The organism is Legionella saoudiensis (assembly GCF_001465875.1).
In the GTDB taxonomy this organism is placed as follows: Bacteria; Pseudomonadota; Gammaproteobacteria; order Legionellales; family Legionellaceae; genus Legionella; species Legionella saoudiensis.
The window spans coordinates 85,933-102,896 of the sequence record NZ_LN901324.1 but is presented as its reverse complement, the minus strand read 5'-3'; the positions used below and the strand labels follow the sequence as shown (position 1 = coordinate 102,896).

Sequence of the window (16,964 nt, the reverse complement as noted above, 5' to 3'; positions counted from 1 at the left end):
CCCTTTTTCGTTATGAAAGCCGCATAGTAGCAAAGTATTGTATTTAGTCAATAGGTTTTTTTTGTAACCACGATCAGGCTTCACATTGTGCAAACTTAAGTAGAAACACCTTAAACTTTGACCATTGCAGCAAAGCGTGTTGTTCGTCACAAAGAAAAACAAAGTATCATAGTCAATGCAACATGTTGTCAACATATTAAATAAAATTAATCCAATTACGAGGATAAAGTCCCTCTTTCATGATATATTTACGCCGTTTTTAAATTTGTAGGGGCACTTGATGAAAAAACGTTTAACTATCATGGGCATTGCCTTGTTGGTTGTTTTTGGCGGAATTATTGCTTTTAATTTCATTAAGGCGTTTATGATTAAACGGTTTTTTGCCAGTTACCAACCTCCAGCCGTTGCCGTTGCCTCTGCTGTTGCTAAAGAAATCAATTGGATTCCCACGCTCAATGCCGTAGGTAATTTCGTTGCCTTAAATGGTGTTGATGTGGGCTCGCAAGCCTCAGGAAATGTGGTTAAAATTGATTTTGAATCAGGGCAATACGTCGAAAAAGGCGCACCCTTAGTTACTTTGGATGATTCAATTGATCAAGCTGTCTTAAAATTTAACCAATCCGATCTGGCGCTGAAAACACTGAGCTATAAACGCCAAGCAGATTTGTTTAAGCGCGGAGCAACGCCTATTTCCAATGTGGATGAAGCAAAAGCCATGCTTGATCAAGCACAGGCGAAAGTGGATCAAACGCAAGCACAAATTAATCAAAAACATATTACAGCGCCATTTTCTGGTCGCTTGGGTATCCGCCAAGTTAATGTGGGTCAATTTGTTAATCCAGGACAAACAACGATTGTTTCATTGCAATCATTGGATCCTTTGTATTTAGACTTTTATCTTCCCGAGCAACTTTATAAAAAGGTGCATCCGAATCAAACCATTACCTTTTCCTTAGAGCAGTTTCCTGATCTTCTTTTTGAAGCGAAAGTTTCAGCAATTAACTCCAAAGTTGATCTCAATACCCATAATGTTCTAGTACAAGGGGTTCTGGCAAACTGCCCAGCAAGCGCAATTAAAAATCCTGCTGGTTCGCCGCTGGTTAAAACGCATCAGGACGCAAATAGCACAAAACTAGTTGTTTCTTGTGATACCGATGCCAATATGCGTAATAAAGTGGAAAAATATGCTTTTGTTCCTGGCATGTTTGCCGCAATAGAAATAGAGCAAGCAGCAAAAGCCCATACCGTAGTAGTGCCCTCAACAGCAATTTCTTACAGTCTCTACGGTAACTCGGTTTATATCATTGAAAAAGATAAAGAAGGTAAGAAAAATAAAGATGGTTCCGATATGCTTACTGTAAACCGTGTTTTTGTCACTATTGGTGAACAACATGGAAATTACACAGTAATTAAAAAAGGGGTAAAAGCAGGGCAACAAGTTGTTAGTGCCGGAGAGGTTAAATTACAAAACGGTACTCCTGTTGTAATCAATAATGAAGTCAAACTCAATGAAACCAGTACTCCCAATCTACTGGGCCAATAAAAGATAGGGGCTGTTTCCATTTACTAATTAAGTCACAGAATTGTTGCCATTCCCGTATGAGTTGGAGTCTATTTCAAAAGAACAAGGAACCATCAAGAAATAGCTCCCGACTAACGGGAATGACAGCTAAGTTGACTTAATTCCAATGGGGTTTATGGGTTGGATTTAATTTTAAAATCCTAACCCTGCAAAATGAATTACTTTTTGTCAGGATAATTTATGAAATTTACCGATCTTTTTATCAAGCGGCCTGTACTTGCCATGGTAATTAGCTTGCTCATTTTCCTTTTTGGCCTTAATGCCATGCATGACATGCAAATTCGCCAATATCCACGTATGGATAATACCGTTATCACCATTATGACGGGATACCCCGGCGCAGATGCCGATTTGATCGCCGGATTTATTACCTCACCCTTAGAAAATGCGGTTGCCAGTGCCGAAGGTATAGATTATATGACCTCTTCAAGTACCCAAGGCATGAGTACCATTACCCTCAATATCAAATTAAACTTTGATCCGCAAGTTGCTTTTACCGATGTGATGAGTAAGGTGCAGCAAACCATTAACCAGCTTCCTAAAGAGGCACAACAGCCTGTCATTTTAAAAGCCTCGGATTCATCAACAGCCTTGATGTACATCAGTTTAGACAGTACAGAAATGACTCCTCAACAAATTACTGATTACGCAACTCGTGTAGTGCAACCGCAATTACAAACCGTTGACGGCGTAGCTAAAGCAGAAATTCTCGGCGGCTCTACCTATTCCATGCGAATATTCCTCAACCCTGTAAAAATGGCGGCATTAAATGTAGCTCCTGCTGATGTATCCGCAGCGCTTGCAAAAAATAACTTTTTAACCGCGGCAGGAAACACTAAGGGTGAATACGTAGCACTGAGTATCACTGCTAAAACTGACCTGAATGATGCCTCGCAATTTAGTAATCTTATCGTTAAAAGCGATAAAGGCTCTATCGTACGTTTGCATGATATCGCTCATGTGGAACTGGGTTCGCAAAGTTATGATTCTTCTGTAACCTTTAACAGTAAAAAAGCGGTATTTATTTCGATTACGCCAACACCAACAGCAAATCCACTTACCGTAATTAGCGATGTGCGGACGCTTTTGCCTTCAATAACCAAGGAATTTCCCCCCTCATTAACCGGCACCATTGTTTATGATGCTACAGACTTTATTCGTGCCTCTTTAAATGAAGTGATTCATACAATTATTGAAGCTGCGGCAATTGTTATTGTGGTTATATACCTGTTCTTAGGTTCCATGCGTTCCGTATTTATTCCCATCGTAACCATTCCACTTTCATTAATTGGGGTTTGCACGCTGATGCTCATGTTAGGTTACAGTATTAACCTGCTGACCCTACTCGCCTTCGTACTCGCCATTGGCTTGGTAGTCGACGATGCGATTGTGGTTGTGGAGAATATTCACCGTCACATCGAAGAAGGTAAAACACCTTTTGAAGCAGCAATTATTGGCGCTCGCGAAATTGCAACCCCAGTTATTGCGATGACTATTACTTTGGCTGCGGTTTATGCCCCGATTGGTTTTATGGGTGGATTAACTGGAGCGTTATTTAAAGAATTCGCCTTTACGTTAGCCTGTGCGGTAATTATTTCCGGAGTAATTGCATTAACACTCTCTCCAATGATGTGCTCTAAAGTGCTAACGGCAGATATTGGTAGTGGGAAATTCGTCCATTTTCTTGATACTTTTTTTAATAAGCTAAAAGGAAAATACCAACGCGTGCTCCACAGTCTCCTAGACACCCGAATCATTATGATACCATTTGCCATCGTTGTGATTTTAATGCTGCCTTATCTTTATACCCATAGTGCGGCAGAGACTGCGCCTGAAGAAGACCAGGGCTTTTTCTTTGTAATTGGAACCGCACCGCAATTTGCAACCATCAACTACATTGAAGCCTTTACAAAACCCTTTGATGAAATCTATAAAAGCTTCCCTGAAACTGGAAACTATTTTACGGTAAATAGCAGCCAGCCTGTTTCTGGGATGGTGCTCAAACCTTGGAATGAGCGCAAAAAAAGCCAATTTGCGTTAAAGCAACCCTTGCAAGATAAATTATCGCAAGTGGCCGGTTTAAATACTTTTGCTATTATCCCCCCTCCCCTACCTGGCGGAGGAAGTGGTACGCCCGTGCAATTTGTGATTAAAACAACTAATGATTTCCAAAGTCTTTTTGAAGTTTCTAACCAGCTTGCTGATAAAGCGCGAAAAAGCGGTATGTTTATTTATGTTGATAACTCACTGAAATTCAACCAACCGCAAATTGAGTTAAAAATTAACCGCTCTAAAGCCTCCGAGATGGGATTAGATATGCAAGCGGTAGGAAGCAGCTTAACCAGCGCTCTTTCCGGTAATTACGTTAATTACTTCAATTTGCAAGGACGTAGCTATCAGGTTATCCCGCAACTGGATCGCTCCTTCCGTATGTCACCTGAACAACTGGGGCGTATTTATGTGAAAAGTATTAATGGCACTATGGTTCCCCTTTCTACGATAGTAACCGCAGTGGAAAAAACCGCCCCCAATGCCGCATCTCATTTCCAACAACTCAACTCGGCAACAATACAAGCAGTGATGATGCCTGGAAAAACCTTAGGTGATGGATTGCATTTCTTACAAGAGGCAGCAAAGGAAACCTTACCCAAAGGCTTCTCATCTGATTATGGTGGAGCGTCTAGACAATTTATGCAGGAAGGTAATGCTCTGTTATTTGCATTTGTCTTTGCAATTATTATTATTTTCTTGGTTCTGTCTGCTCAATATGAAAGCTTCCGAGACCCTTTAATTGTTTTAATTAGTGTTCCTATGTCAATTTGCGGTGCATTAATTCCGTTAAACTTAGGGTTGGCAAGCATTAACATCTACACTCAAGTTGGTTTAATTACTCTTATTGGACTAATTTCCAAACATGGAATCCTGATTGTGGATTTTGCTAATCAATTGCAGAGAGAAAAAAATCTGGATCGGCGAGCAGCAGTGGAAGAAGCGGCAGGAATTCGATTAAGGCCTATTCTTATGACTACAGCCGCGATGGTGTTTGGGGTATTACCTTTATTAATCGCTAGTGGCGCCGGTGCGGTAAGCCGTTTTGATATTGGCTTGGTTATCGCTGCCGGGCTTTTAATTGGTACCTGCTTTACTTTATTTGTAGTACCTACTATGTACACTTATATTGCTGAAGATCATCGTACTAAAAAGGAAGAAGATCTAATCCCCGAGGGTACCTAGAAACGTAGCTCGTATTATCGCAGTGCAATACGAGGATTTACGCCTCAGCATCCCGTATTACGCCTACGCCTAATACGGGCTACATTTCCTGCCAATCACCAGCACAAAATACCCTGAACCATGTAAAATCCCCCCTAACCTGTGGTACTATCACTGATTTTATCAGTACAGGTTTATATCATGGATAAAATCTACTCCCCCGAAGCCATTGAAAGCGCGTGTTATAAAACGTGGGAAAGCCATCACTACTTTCAACCCCAAGGCGACGGCAAAAGATACTGTATTATGCTTCCTCCTCCGAATGTAACCGGCAGCCTGCATATGGGACATGGTTTTCAACATACCATTATGGATGCCCTAACTCGTTATCACCGGATGCTCGGTGACAGAACCCTATGGCAACCTGGTACTGATCATGCGGGTATTTCAACACAATTGGTTGTTGAACGCCGATTAGAAGCTATGGGTACTTACAGGAAAGATTTGACCCGTGAAGAATTTCTAGAGCGCGTATGGCAATGGAAAGAAGAATCAGGTAATACCATAACCCAACAAATGCGTCGTCTAGGTGCCTCTGTTGATTGGACTAGAGAACGCTTCACCATGGATGAAGGTTTATCCGCCGCAGTGCAAAAAGTATTTGTACAACTTTATGACGAAGGCTTAATTTATCGAGGAACTCGCCTGGTTAACTGGGATCCTAAACTAGGTACCGCAGTATCTGATTTGGAAGTATTGTCTGAGGAAGAAGATGGCTTTTTATGGCATATTCGTTATCCTGTGGTAGGTACTACTGAATCATTAATTGTTGCCACCACGCGCCCTGAAACCTTACTCGGTGATACTGCGGTTGCGGTAAATCCTGAGGACGAACGTTTTAAACACTTAATTGGCAAACAGGTACAATTACCTCTTTGTGATCGCACCATTCCCATCATAGCCGATGACTATGTTGATAAAGAATTTGCTAGTGGCTGTGTTAAAATCACTCCCGCCCATGATTTTAATGATCATGAAGTGGGTAAACGCCATCAACTTCCCGTAATCAATGTATTTACTAAAAAAGCATCGATTAACAAAAATGCGCCTTTAAAATATCAGGGCATGGACCGGTTTGTAGCGCGTGAACAAATTATTAAAGATTTAGAGGCAGAAGGCTTCCTGGTTAAAACTGAAGCACATAAACTGAAAGTGCCTCGTGGTGAAAAATCCAATGTAATCATTGAACCATTATTAACCGATCAATGGTATGTAAAAATCCAACCATTAGCAGAACCAGCTATTGCTGCAGTGAAAAATGGGGAAATTCGTTTTATTCCCGAAAACTGGAGCAAAACTTATTACCAATGGATGGAAAATATTGAGGATTGGTGCATTAGCCGTCAATTATGGTGGGGCCATCGTATTCCAGCTTGGTATGACAGCAATGGTAATGTGTATGTAGGTTACAGTGAAAATGATGTTCGCTTTAAATACAAAATTAAAGAAGGCACTTTATTAAAACAAGACGAAGATGTTTTGGATACTTGGTTTTCCTCAGCCTTGTGGCCTTTTTCAACCTTAGGTTGGCCAGAGCGCACTGCTGAGCTGGAACAGTTCTACCCTACTTCCGTATTGGTTACAGGTTTTGACATCATCTTCTTCTGGGTTGCTCGTATGATTATGATGGGTCTAAAGTTTACAGGTAAAGTTCCATTCAAAGACGTATTTATTACCGGTTTGATTCGCGATAGCGAAGGTCATAAGATGTCTAAATCAAAAGGCAATGTGTTGGATCCACTCGACCTCATTGATGGCATTGATTTGGATTCATTAATCGAAAAGCGTACCTCAAATTTAATGTTGCAATCGGTTCGCGATAAAATTATCAAGGCGACACGTAAGGAATTCCCTGACGGCATTAGCGCCTATGGAACAGATGCGCTACGTTTTACTTACTGCTCATTAGCATCAAATGGGCGTAACGTACGTTTTGATGTGGGTCGCGTTGAAGGGTATCGCAACTTCTGTAATAAATTATGGAATGCTGCTCGTTATGTATTATTAAATACAGATGAAGAACAGGTTGATTTCGGAGATGGTGCCTTCCAATACAGTCCCGCAGACGAATGGATTTTATCGCGTTTGCAACGAACCATTAGCAAGGTTCATCATTATTTTGAAACCTATCGCTTTGATTTGTTAGCCAATACTGTTTATGAATTTGTCTGGCATGAATACTGTGACTGGTATCTGGAGTTATCCAAACCCATTCTTCAGGATGAGCACGCATTAGCTCCATTAAAACGCGGTACCCGCAGAACCTTGTTCCACGTACTGGATCAAATTCTTAAATTATTGCATCCATTAATGCCGTTTATTACGGAAGAAATTTGGCAGCGTACCTCAAAACTTACCAGCGAGAATGGCAACGCCAGCATCATGCTAAGCAGCTATCCGCAAGTGGATGAGGAGTTCATCAATGATACCATTGAAGAAGAATTGGAATGGCTTAAATCAGCAATTCAGGCGATACGTACTATTCGTAGTGAAATGTCGATTTCTCCAGGAAAACAAATTCCATTATATGTTCGTAACTACACTCCTGAACTCAAAGAGCGTATGGAAAAGTATCAGCATACTTTAAAAGTTTTAAGTAAGTTAACACAAATTAACTACCTGGATGCTGGTGAAAAACCTCCTGTTTCTGCAACCGCAGTCCTTGGAGAAATTGAGCTGTTAATTCCAATGGCTGATTTAATTGATAAAGAGGCAGAGTTAAGTCGCTTAACTAAAGAATTAGCAAAGCTGGAAAAAGACATTAGCTTGGCTTCGGGTAAATTGGAAAACCCTAAATTTACTGATAAAGCCCCTGCAGAAATTATTGCGAAAGAACAGGAAAAGCTGGCGCAAGCGCAACAAGCTAAAGAAAAATTATTACAACATAAAATTCGTATCGAATCATTGTAATATTTTCCCGTAGGCTGGGCTGTTAAGCCCAGCTTATCTTATAAAATTGACTGCATCGTTAAAGGTATATAACCTTTGAGCCCGTATTAAAATTCTCTCTAATACAGGCTACTTTCTTAAATTTTTCCAGAGCAAACGCGGCGATTAATCCACCAAGCTAATAATAAAGTAGATAAAACACCTAAATAAACACTGGCATTTTTCCAGCCAACTCCTGCCAATTGCAATGCATCAGGATTTTGCGCAATAGAGAAGGGAATAGCGAGTAGTACATCAATAATTGCTGAGCCTGCAACTAAACCACAGGCAATTAAAGTCCCTTTTTGTTTTCTTGTGACTTGCTCTTCTTTATCTTTTTGAACACGGCGTAAATGTCTTTGTACAAATAAGGCAATCATTCCGCCAACGAATAATGGAAAAGAGGAGGAAAGAGGTAAATACATACCTATAGCGACCCCAAGAATAGATAGGTTAAGGTAGCGTTTGATTTTAAAAACATGGTTTAGGAAAATAATTGCTAAAATAACGCAAGAACCAACAAACATCATATTCCAAGGTAATGAATTTTGAAACACTGCCTCAGTGATTGCCGCCATCAAAGCAGCCGTCGGTGCTGGTAAGGATTGACTTACATCCATTCCCGGATGCGGCATTACCCCTGCAATACCATATACATTAAATAGAAGCTGCATTACCGGAGGGATAACCAAAGAAGACACTACCACCCCTAGCAAGAGCATGAGCTGTTGTTTCCATGGAGTTGCTCCCACCAACTGCCCTACTTTTAAATCCTGAGTATTATCATTTGCAATAGCCGCAATTCCAGTTACTACTGAACCAATCATTATCGTAATTGCTTCAGCTGCTTGTATCTGTTGGGGGCTTAAGGGCAGTGGTAGAAAATGATCAATGGCAACCAATAACAACCATGCCGCAAAGAGCATTCCCGAAATAACAACCGAACTCCCAGGACTGGCTGTAACTCCAACCATTCCTGAAAAATAGGCCGTAATTACCGAAAAAATAAAACCTATAAACAAGACATAGAGTACTGCAAGAAAGACCAGGGTGGGCGAATAATCGTTATCTAATCCCGCTTGAGCTAAAGGCAGCACCAATTGGAAAAATAAAAATAGAATTGAAGCCATCACTCCTATTCCCATAAGCAGATAAGGCAGTGGGATGTCTTTATCGGTACGCGGTACTTGTAAATCCATACGGCTTTTTGATACAAAAGTACTAAATGAGGTTTGAATACTTTTGGATAAGGGCTTAACTAATTTTAAAAAAGTCCACATGCCCGCAAATAACATAGCACCAATTCCCAAATAACGCATCTCGCTATTCCATAAGAATGAAGCAGCTTGTTCTGGATTGTAATGCGTTAAGAATTCAGGATAAACACGGCTTACTATGGGTAGCGCAATTAACCAGGAAATGACCGCACCTAAAAAGATGCTGATTGCCATATCATGCCCAACCAGATAACCTGCACCAATCATCGTTGCCGAAAAACCAGCGCCTAAGCCAAATAGAGAGCGCTTAACAACAAACCAATATCCCCAACTGTTTGCAATAAGTTTGAAACCAGTTTGTAGCAACTCAATTAAGCCGCCGATCGCGCCGCCCATTAATATATCGCTAATCCCGGCCTTTTCTACGGAGGATTTTAACACCTCAGCAATAGCGCGTCCCTCGGGGAACTTTAAATTACGATCATTAACTAAAATTCGGCGCAACGGAATTGAGAAAAGAACCCCTAAAATCCCTCCGCTCACTGCGATAAAAAAGTTAGTCAAATAATCAAAATGATTCCAATAACCAATAATGATCAAAGCGGGAATGGTATATACAATACCGCCGGCAACCGCCTCGCCAGCTGAGGCGGCAGTTTGCACGGCATTATTTTCCAAGACGGTGGAGTTTTTAAAAAACCGTAAAATTCCCATGGAAATAATGGCAGCAGGAATCGATGCAGAAGTTAAAATACCTAACTTTAACGCCAGATAGGCATTTGACATGGCCAATAATACAGTCAATATTATGGCCAAAATAATGACCCGAAAAGTTAATTCGGCTACTTTTTTATCGGCAGCTATAAAAGGTGTATCACTCATTAAGACTTCCAAACTGTTTTTTGTATTTCAGGCTTCAACATTGCTGAAATAGCAGATAAAGGAATTGAAACTACTTGGGGGCCATAAACATAGGCGGCCACTTGATAGCTATCAAAAATAATTTCAAGTCCTTTTGGCGAGAAAGCCCAAACATGATAATTTTCCGCGACCGGCTTAGTCCCTTCTTTGATCCATTTTGCGTCCGAGATATCCTTCGCCGTAATTTCTTTGCTGCTGATTTCAGAAATTATTTTCAAATAATCAGCACCGTTAACGAATAAGTCAGCCAGTTCAACTTGACGATTATTAACAAAATTCAACACCGCGGTTGTATTTAATGGATGTGCCGCGCCACGATGATAAATAGAAACATTAAAACGAACACTTAAAGCATTATTTTTCTGGTAAGGAATAGAATAAGTAATATTTAACCCACTTTTACCGGAAACATCTAAAGCCACATTTTCATCTTCGGATAGTTCACTAAAAAAGCTTTTTTGCGTCTGCTCAATAAAATCTTTTACTACTGTATTCACATTGGCGTCTTTAAAGCCTTGTGGGTATTTTACATCAATAATATAAGTCGATGTTTCTTTCTTAAGTGATGCCGGTGTAACTGCATGAGCAGCGACAGAAAAAACAATAAATAACACCGATAAAATGAATTTCAATTGGTTCATCATAGTTTAGTTCCCAAGTCAAAGATCCCTCATAGATATCCACTCACCGGCAATCATTGTTTGATGAGGCAATGGATACGCAAAATAATAACACAATGCAGCTCCCTCTGTTGCTGACCATAATACCAAATCTGCAGCCAGACCAGGAGCAATTTGACCAACTTTTTTACTTAAACCTAAAGCTTTTGCTGCCTGAGTCGTCACTCCAGCCAATACCTCAGGAACAGATAAAGCAAAAAACTGGCATGCCATACTCATCATTAATCTCAATGACGCAGTGGGTGAAGAGCCGGGATTACAATCGGTAGCAATAGCTATCCCTACCCCTGCCTCGCGTAATAAGTCCACCGGGGGTTTATGTTGTTCACGTAAAAAATAATAAGCACCGGGAAGCAATACTGCTACGGTATTAGACTTCGCCAAGGCCTGTGCCCCGCGCTCATCTAAAAACTCAAGATGATCACAAGATAAAGCCCCAAATTCGGCTGCAAGCGCGCTTGCACCAAGATTAGATAATTGCTCTGCATGGCATTTTATCGGTAAATTTAAGGCACGTGCAGCACGAAAAATTTGTTCAGTTTGTGCAAGCGAAAAAGCAATTGACTCACAAAAAACATCAACCGCATCAATTAGGTTTGTCTCAGATAAAGCGGGTAACATTTCCTGGCATAGCATATCCACATACGCTTGGCTGTTTCCGGTAAACTCAGGCCCAACCGTATGCGCTCCTAAAAAGGTTTTATGGACCCTTAAGCCAGTCATTTCCCCTAGGCGTTTAGCCACACGTAGCATTTTTAGCTCAGTAGTTAAATCCAAACCGTAGCCTGATTTAATTTCTACCGTGGTTACCCCTTCGTTTTTTAAAGCTAAAATCCGTGGCAAAGACTGTTGGGTTAATTCCTCCTCAGAGGCTGCACGAGTCTGCTTTACCGTAGAGATAATCCCACCACCCGCTTTAGCAATTTCTGCATAACTTACTCCAGATAATTTCATCTGAAATTCAGCAGCTCGATTCCCGGCAAAAACTAAATGGGTATGGCAATCAATCAGACCTGGCGTAATTAATTGGTCCTGACAATTAAGTTGTTCTTTAGCCTCTTTAAAGTGTGCGGGTAATTCTGCTTCAGGACCGCACCAAGCAATGAGGCCATTATTAATAGCAATTGCCTGTTGAGTTAATTGATTTCCTAAAGCATCAATAGTCGTTGCATTAACTAATAATTTATCGCAGACAGACATTAAAAATCCCAATGAAGAACTTGATGTGGCGGTTTAAGCCATGCCGCGTGATGGCTCGTATCATAAATGTCCCATTCTTTAGAACCATAAGTATGAACATCAACATCCAGCAATAACCAGGTCAAAAACTCCGCAACAGTTTCTGGTGCCACCAAACGCCCTTTCTCTTTTAGTCGTTTATAAAAATTGCCTTGATCATGATCTGGATTCTCATCACTACGAGCTAAAGCTTGCATGTTCGTATCAATAATGCCTGGCATAACACTAGCAAATGCAACTGTTTCAGATTCCAAGTGCCAGCACTTAGACAACATTGCTAAGGCTGCTTTTGAAACACAGTATGCACCCCAGCCTTTTATTGCAAAATAAGCAGCCCCTGAACCAATATTCAATACACGACCCTGATTTAACTTGGTATATAACATTTGCGATAAATAAAGTGGTGCATTTAAATTGGTATTGAGCGCATTTTGCCACTCTTGCGGTTCCACATCTCTTAATAAGCTCAGAGGATTTAGAGTTCCTGCATTATTAACTAGCGCAGTAATTTGAGACACCGAATTCAGATGCGTTTTTATGGCTGCTAAGCCATCTGATGTTGCAACATCTGCACAGAAATATTGAATGTTTGGAGCGGCAGCCGCTGTTTCCTTCAATAATTGCTCTCGACGTCCAATGATCAATACATTGTTACCGCGTTTGGCCAAAGATAAGGCTAAAGCTTTTCCTATACCACTTCCACCGCCAGTAATAATAAACACAATACCCTCTGTATCCGCTATCTAAGTGTACACAGATAATACCAGACATTAGGCTAAGTTGGCATATTTAACCGGGTTAAATGGTAAAATTTCTTTTTTTAGTGCAAGTACTATAGAATCAATAACTTTCAATATGCTTAGCTAATGCAGGGAGAATTTAATGTTTGAAAATTTGTCCAATTATCGGCATGCCGACCCCTTACTATGGCAGGGTAGAAAAGATACTCCCAGTGCAGAGCGTTTTTTTCAAAAAATAACATTTCCTACGCAACAAACTGACTTAATTAGTAAAGAGAAAAAAACGATTTTTGTTGGTTTTGCTAGTGATGCCGGAGTCCGGCGTAATCAAGGTAGGCCTGGGGCGAAGTTTGGGCCTGATCAAATAAAAACTCAATTGGCAAAATTGCCTTGCTCCAATAGTAAGGTATATGTCGATTTAGGTAACATTATCTGCGAACACGATGAACTTGAATTAGCTCAAAGTCAATTTTCCAGTTTGATTAATTTTTGCCATCAACAAGGCCACCAAACCATTGCTCTTGGTGGTGGTCATGAAATTGCCTGGGCACATTATCAGGGTTTAGCACCTCATTACACCCGCTTAGGAGTTATTAATTTTGATGCGCATTTTGATTTGCGCCCTTATCCTAAAGACCACCTTGGGACCTCAGGAACTCCTTTCTCACAGATCGCCGACTGGTGCGAAGAAAATCGGCGTAAATTTGATTATTGTTGTCTGGGCATCCAACAGATGGGTAATACGTCTTCCTTGTTTCGCCGTGCTGCAGAATTAAATACGCGTTATTTAACTGCAGAAGATATTTATGAGAAAAGCCTCGCGTGGCATTTAGCTTTTCTTGATGATTTTATGTTGAATTTAGATCATATTTATTTGACCATTTGCCTGGATGTTTTAGCTGAATGCTTTGCTCCTGGTGTAAGTGCTCCACAACCCCTAGGGTTAACCCCATGGCAAATATTGCCACTCTTGAAATACATCATGCAAAGTGGCAAAGTAGTCAGTTTAGATATTGCTGAGCTTTCGCCACCCTTGGATCAAGATCAAAAAACAGCCAGGCTGGCGGCGCTTATTATCGCAGAATTGCTGCACACAATTTAAAGGAGTTATTTCATGAAGAAAACCATACTTTGGAGTGCATTAGCTACTCTAATGAGCACTCAAGTATATGCTGCGGATCCAACCCCACCAGCAACTCCAACGCCAGGGCCTACTACGCCCCCAACAACACCCGCAGCGCAAGTAGCACCCGCTCCTGCGCCAACTGCCGTTATTGATTGCAATTATAAAATCCCAGCTCAACTCAAAACTGTAGAGCAATCTGTGGTTTTAGCTTGGTCGGAGAAAGCCGTGATTCAATCATTTAGCTTTGACCCCAATACATTAGATGCGCAAATGCAAAAGCTACAAACTTGTTTTACTGAGCAAGGGTGGACTGGCTTTAGCACTGCATTGAAAAAATCAGGTAATCTTGAAGCGATTAAATCACAAAGTTTAACGGTTAGCAGTCATGTGGATGGTCAAGGATTTATTACTGATGCCAAAGACAATCAGTGGAAGGTTACCTTACCTTTAGTGGTGGTTTATCAAAATGAGAAAGAAAAAGTTAGCCAGTTGTTGAGTGTTGATTTAACTGTTAATCGTAAACCAACAGGAGATTTGGGGATTACTCAAATGATTGCGACTCCACGTGGTACGGTTACTACGAAAAAGCCTGTATTGGTAAATAATCCTGAAAATACCAATCTTGATACCCGTCCTCCAGCTGATAATGCTCCTAATACACAGCAAAGTCAGCCTGTTGTTGGAAAACCTCATTAAGCTAACCTGCCTGATATATCCGTATTATGACTATGTCTAATACGGACTATGCTTTACTGAGATGTAAACCCCGTATTAGCGAAACGTAATACGGGGTTTACGGGTATTAAAATGGTTGGGGTTTTGAGCGGTTCACGCCATTTTGATCAGGGTAAGCTAAGATAATAACTTTAGTACCAATGTTCATAAAGTTTTCATTTAACCATTTTGCCGCACTTGGGAATACGCGAACACAGCCATGGCTTGATGGGCGTTCTGGAACATCGTAGGCTGCATGAATGGTGAACCCTTGATAGAAATACATGCAGTAAGGCATCTTCGCTCCACCACGGGTATCTACTGGGTATTCACCTGAACGGCAGTTAATACCTTTTTTATTATACACGCGGAACATGCCCGTTACCGTTCTGCATGACTGACTTGAGTTTTCCTCACAAGCATCAACTCCGGCAGAACCCGCACCAGTTAATAAACGATTACCTTCTTCATCATAAGCAGCCCACGCAGAAGCTTTAGGGTCGAAAACAAAGCGCTTCTCGCCAGTTGCTTTAATTTTCATAGGAAAATAGTTACGACCACGTTTATCCTTAGTGTAATGGATGGTTCGGTGCACATAACCTGCATCATCGGTGATTAAAGTAGATTCATCATAGTCTACGCAGGATGTTAACCCAAGGCATAACAGCAAACCTGCCCAAAATAACTTCTTCATTTAGATATTATCTCCAAAAAATAAATCCTTTCCCTATTAAGGAAAGATTAACTTACATCAATTAAGCTTAAAAGGCGCAGCATTGTGCTGGCCTTTATTTTAATTTAAAAAACTACATAGTCCGCTACAGGGTGCCCCCTGAAACAAACGCTCTAAGACTCTAACTTTTTGTACTTAATTCGCGAAGGCCTATTTGCAGCATCACCTAAACGACGTTTTCTATCGGCCTCATAATCACTATAATTTCCTTCAATAAAGATAATTTGGGAATCACCTTCAAACGCCATGAAATGGGTGCAAATCCGATCCAAGAACCATCTATCATGCGAAATAATTACAGCGCAACCCGGGAAGTTAAGAATTGCCTCTTCCAACGCCCGTAAAGTTTCAACGTCCAAATCGTTACTGGGTTCGTCAAGTAATAACACGTTACCACCACTTTTTAGCAGTTTTGCTAAATGTACGCGGTTACGCTCACCCCCAGAAAGTTGGGACATTTTCTTTTGCTGATCCGTTCCTTTAAAGTTAAAGCGTCCAACATAAGCACGTGAAGGCATCTGGAAATTACCCACCTGCATAATGTCGTGGCCGTCAGAAATTTCTTCCCATACGGATTTATTATTGTCTAACTCATCACGAAGCTGATCAACGTAGGCCAACTGTACCGTCTCACCAATGCGAATAGTACCGCTATCAGGCTGCTCCTGACCAGTAAGCATTTTCAAAAATGTTGATTTACCCGCACCGTTGGGGCCAATAATCCCTAAAACACCACCTTTTGGTAATTTGAAGTCAAATTTATCAATTAAGATTCGATCGCCAAATGCTTTGGTAATTTGCTCACCCTCGAACACTAAATCACCTAAACGTTCACCAGGTGGAATGTAAATCTCATTAGTTTCATTACGCTTTTGGAATTCTTTAGAGTTCATTTCCTCAAAACGTTGCAATCGGGCTTTGTTCTTAGCATGGCGTCCTTTGGGTGAAGTTCTTACCCACTCTAATTCAGCCTTAATGGTTCGCTGATGCGAATCTTCCTGTTTCTTTTCCATCTCTAAACGAGCTTCTTTTTGCTCAAGCCAAGCCGTGTAATTACCTTTATAAGGAATGCCCTCTCCACGGTCTAATTCTAAGATCCATTCAGCGGCATTATCTAAGAAGTATCTATCATGCGTAATCGCCACGACAGTACCAGGAAACCCTTCTAAATAATGTTCTAGCCATGCTACTGATTCGGCATCCAAATGGTTGGTTGGCTCATCGAGTAATAACATGTCGGGGTTAGAAAGTAATAAGCGGCATAATGCGACACGGCGACGTTCTCCTCCAGATAGATTGCGAACAACCGCATCCCAATCCGGTAATCTTAACGCATCAGCAGCAATATCAAGCTTTCTATCTAAATCCCAGCCCCCCCCAGCTTCAATAATGTTTTGTAACTCGCCTTGTTCCGCAAGCAACTCATTCATTTCATCGTCACTCATTGGCTCAGCAAAACGCATACTGATTTCATCAAAGCGCATTAAGTGCTGCTTCATCTCGGATACGCCCTCTTCAACTACTTCGCGCACCGTTTTATCCAAATGCAGTTGTGGTTCCTGCTCTAAATAACCAATTTTAATACCCGGTTGTGGTCTGGCTTCACCTTCAAACTGAGTATCAACTCCCGCCATAATACGTAACAGCGTGGACTTACCTGAACCGTTCAACCCCAGCACACCAATTTTTGCGCCTGGAAAAAAACTTAATGAAATATCCTTTAAAATAAACCGCTGATTTTCAACAATTTTGCTGACACGATTCATGGTAAAAATATATTGTGACATAAAAACTCCGCTTTACTTACTCTA

11 protein-coding genes are annotated in these 16,964 nt (G+C 40.9%); 5 read left to right on the top strand and 6 right to left on the bottom strand.

The genetic code is table 11. The features are described 5' to 3' along the window. The first annotated feature begins 280 nt into the window (after positions 1–280). The 3 genes from BN3124_RS09505 (at position 281) to BN3124_RS09495 (ending at position 7,765) form a co-directional block, all read left to right on the top strand. Entirely contained in the window at positions 281–1,543 is a 1,263-nt protein-coding gene (locus BN3124_RS09505; RefSeq protein WP_058534573.1) for an efflux RND transporter periplasmic adaptor subunit, read from the top strand. Positions 1,544–1,762: 219 nt separating this feature from the next. Then, positions 1,763–4,816: an efflux RND transporter permease subunit gene (locus BN3124_RS09500; RefSeq protein ID WP_058534572.1), complete on the top strand. Its 3,054-nt coding sequence runs from the start codon at positions 1,763–1,765 to the stop codon at positions 4,814–4,816. 180 nt (positions 4,817–4,996) lie between these two features. Then, complete coding sequence (locus tag BN3124_RS09495; RefSeq protein ID WP_058534571.1) at positions 4,997–7,765, top strand: valine--tRNA ligase; 2,769 nt, start codon at positions 4,997–4,999, stop codon at positions 7,763–7,765. Between the two features lie 116 nt (positions 7,766–7,881). On the opposite strand, the gene BN3124_RS09490 is transcribed toward BN3124_RS09495, so the two are convergent. The 4 genes from BN3124_RS09490 to BN3124_RS09475 are packed head-to-tail and all read right to left on the bottom strand — an operon-like array spanning position 7,882 to position 12,562. Further along, the gene (locus BN3124_RS09490; protein ID WP_058534570.1) at positions 7,882–9,882 is read right to left on the bottom strand and encodes an OPT family oligopeptide transporter; all 2,001 of its coding nucleotides are present in this window, start codon (positions 9,880–9,882) and stop codon (positions 7,882–7,884) included. Next, entirely contained in the window at positions 9,882–10,565 is a 684-nt protein-coding gene (locus BN3124_RS09485; RefSeq protein ID WP_058534569.1) for an RsiV family protein, read from the bottom strand. Before BN3124_RS09485 ends, BN3124_RS09490 begins: the two co-directional genes overlap by 1 nt. A 15-nt stretch (positions 10,566–10,580) precedes the next feature. After that, positions 10,581–11,801 carry an imidazolonepropionase gene (gene hutI, locus BN3124_RS09480; RefSeq protein WP_058534568.1) on the bottom strand — a complete coding sequence of 407 codons (1,221 nt, stop codon included), beginning with the start codon at positions 11,799–11,801 and terminating at the stop codon, positions 10,581–10,583. Then, on the bottom strand, positions 11,801–12,562 hold the full coding sequence (locus BN3124_RS09475; protein ID WP_058534567.1) for an SDR family NAD(P)-dependent oxidoreductase: 762 nt from the start codon (positions 12,560–12,562) through the stop codon (positions 11,801–11,803). The genes hutI and BN3124_RS09475 overlap by 1 nt, the downstream gene beginning before the upstream one ends. A 160-nt stretch (positions 12,563–12,722) precedes the next feature. On the opposite strand from BN3124_RS09475, the gene hutG reads away from it, so the two are divergent. Together hutG and BN3124_RS09465 are read left to right on the top strand one after the other, a co-directional pair. After that, a complete protein-coding gene (gene hutG / locus BN3124_RS09470; protein ID WP_058534566.1) occupies positions 12,723–13,682 on the top strand; it encodes a formimidoylglutamase in 960 nt (319 codons plus the stop codon). Between the two features lie 12 nt (positions 13,683–13,694). Further along, positions 13,695–14,402 (top strand): DotI/IcmL family type IV secretion protein, encoded by a 708-nt coding sequence (locus BN3124_RS09465; RefSeq protein WP_078061533.1) that lies wholly within the window; start codon positions 13,695–13,697, stop codon positions 14,400–14,402. 106 nt (positions 14,403–14,508) lie between these two features. On the opposite strand, the gene BN3124_RS09460 is transcribed toward BN3124_RS09465, so the two are convergent. Together BN3124_RS09460 and ettA are read right to left on the bottom strand one after the other, a co-directional pair. Further along, positions 14,509–15,114 (bottom strand): L,D-transpeptidase, encoded by a 606-nt coding sequence (locus tag BN3124_RS09460; RefSeq protein ID WP_058534565.1) that lies wholly within the window; start codon positions 15,112–15,114, stop codon positions 14,509–14,511. Positions 15,115–15,266: 152 nt separating this feature from the next. After that, positions 15,267–16,940 carry an energy-dependent translational throttle protein EttA gene (gene ettA / locus BN3124_RS09455; RefSeq protein ID WP_058534564.1) on the bottom strand — a complete coding sequence of 558 codons (1,674 nt, stop codon included), beginning with the start codon at positions 16,938–16,940 and terminating at the stop codon, positions 15,267–15,269. Between the last annotated feature and the right edge of the window lie 24 nt (positions 16,941–16,964).

What these genes read in the sequence shown, in the direction of transcription:
- BN3124_RS09500 (WP_058534572.1), top strand. Translation starts at nt 1,763, where the DNA reads ATGAAATTTACCGATCTTTTTATCAAGCGGCCTGTACTTGCCATGGTA.
- hutI (WP_058534568.1), bottom strand. Translation starts at nt 11,801, where the DNA reads ATGTCTGTCTGCGATAAATTATTAGTTAATGCAACGACTATTGATGCT.
- ettA (WP_058534564.1), bottom strand. Translation starts at nt 16,940, where the DNA reads ATGTCACAATATATTTTTACCATGAATCGTGTCAGCAAAATTGTTGAA.
- hutG (WP_058534566.1), top strand. Translation starts at nt 12,723, where the DNA reads ATGTTTGAAAATTTGTCCAATTATCGGCATGCCGACCCCTTACTATGG.
- BN3124_RS09460 (WP_058534565.1), bottom strand. Translation starts at nt 15,114, where the DNA reads ATGAAGAAGTTATTTTGGGCAGGTTTGCTGTTATGCCTTGGGTTAACA.
- BN3124_RS09465 (WP_078061533.1), top strand. Translation starts at nt 13,695, where the DNA reads ATGAAGAAAACCATACTTTGGAGTGCATTAGCTACTCTAATGAGCACT.
- BN3124_RS09485 (WP_058534569.1), bottom strand. Translation starts at nt 10,565, where the DNA reads ATGATGAACCAATTGAAATTCATTTTATCGGTGTTATTTATTGTTTTT.
- BN3124_RS09495 (WP_058534571.1), top strand. Translation starts at nt 4,997, where the DNA reads ATGGATAAAATCTACTCCCCCGAAGCCATTGAAAGCGCGTGTTATAAA.
- BN3124_RS09505 (WP_058534573.1), top strand. Translation starts at nt 281, where the DNA reads ATGAAAAAACGTTTAACTATCATGGGCATTGCCTTGTTGGTTGTTTTT.
- BN3124_RS09490 (WP_058534570.1), bottom strand. Translation starts at nt 9,882, where the DNA reads ATGAGTGATACACCTTTTATAGCTGCCGATAAAAAAGTAGCCGAATTA.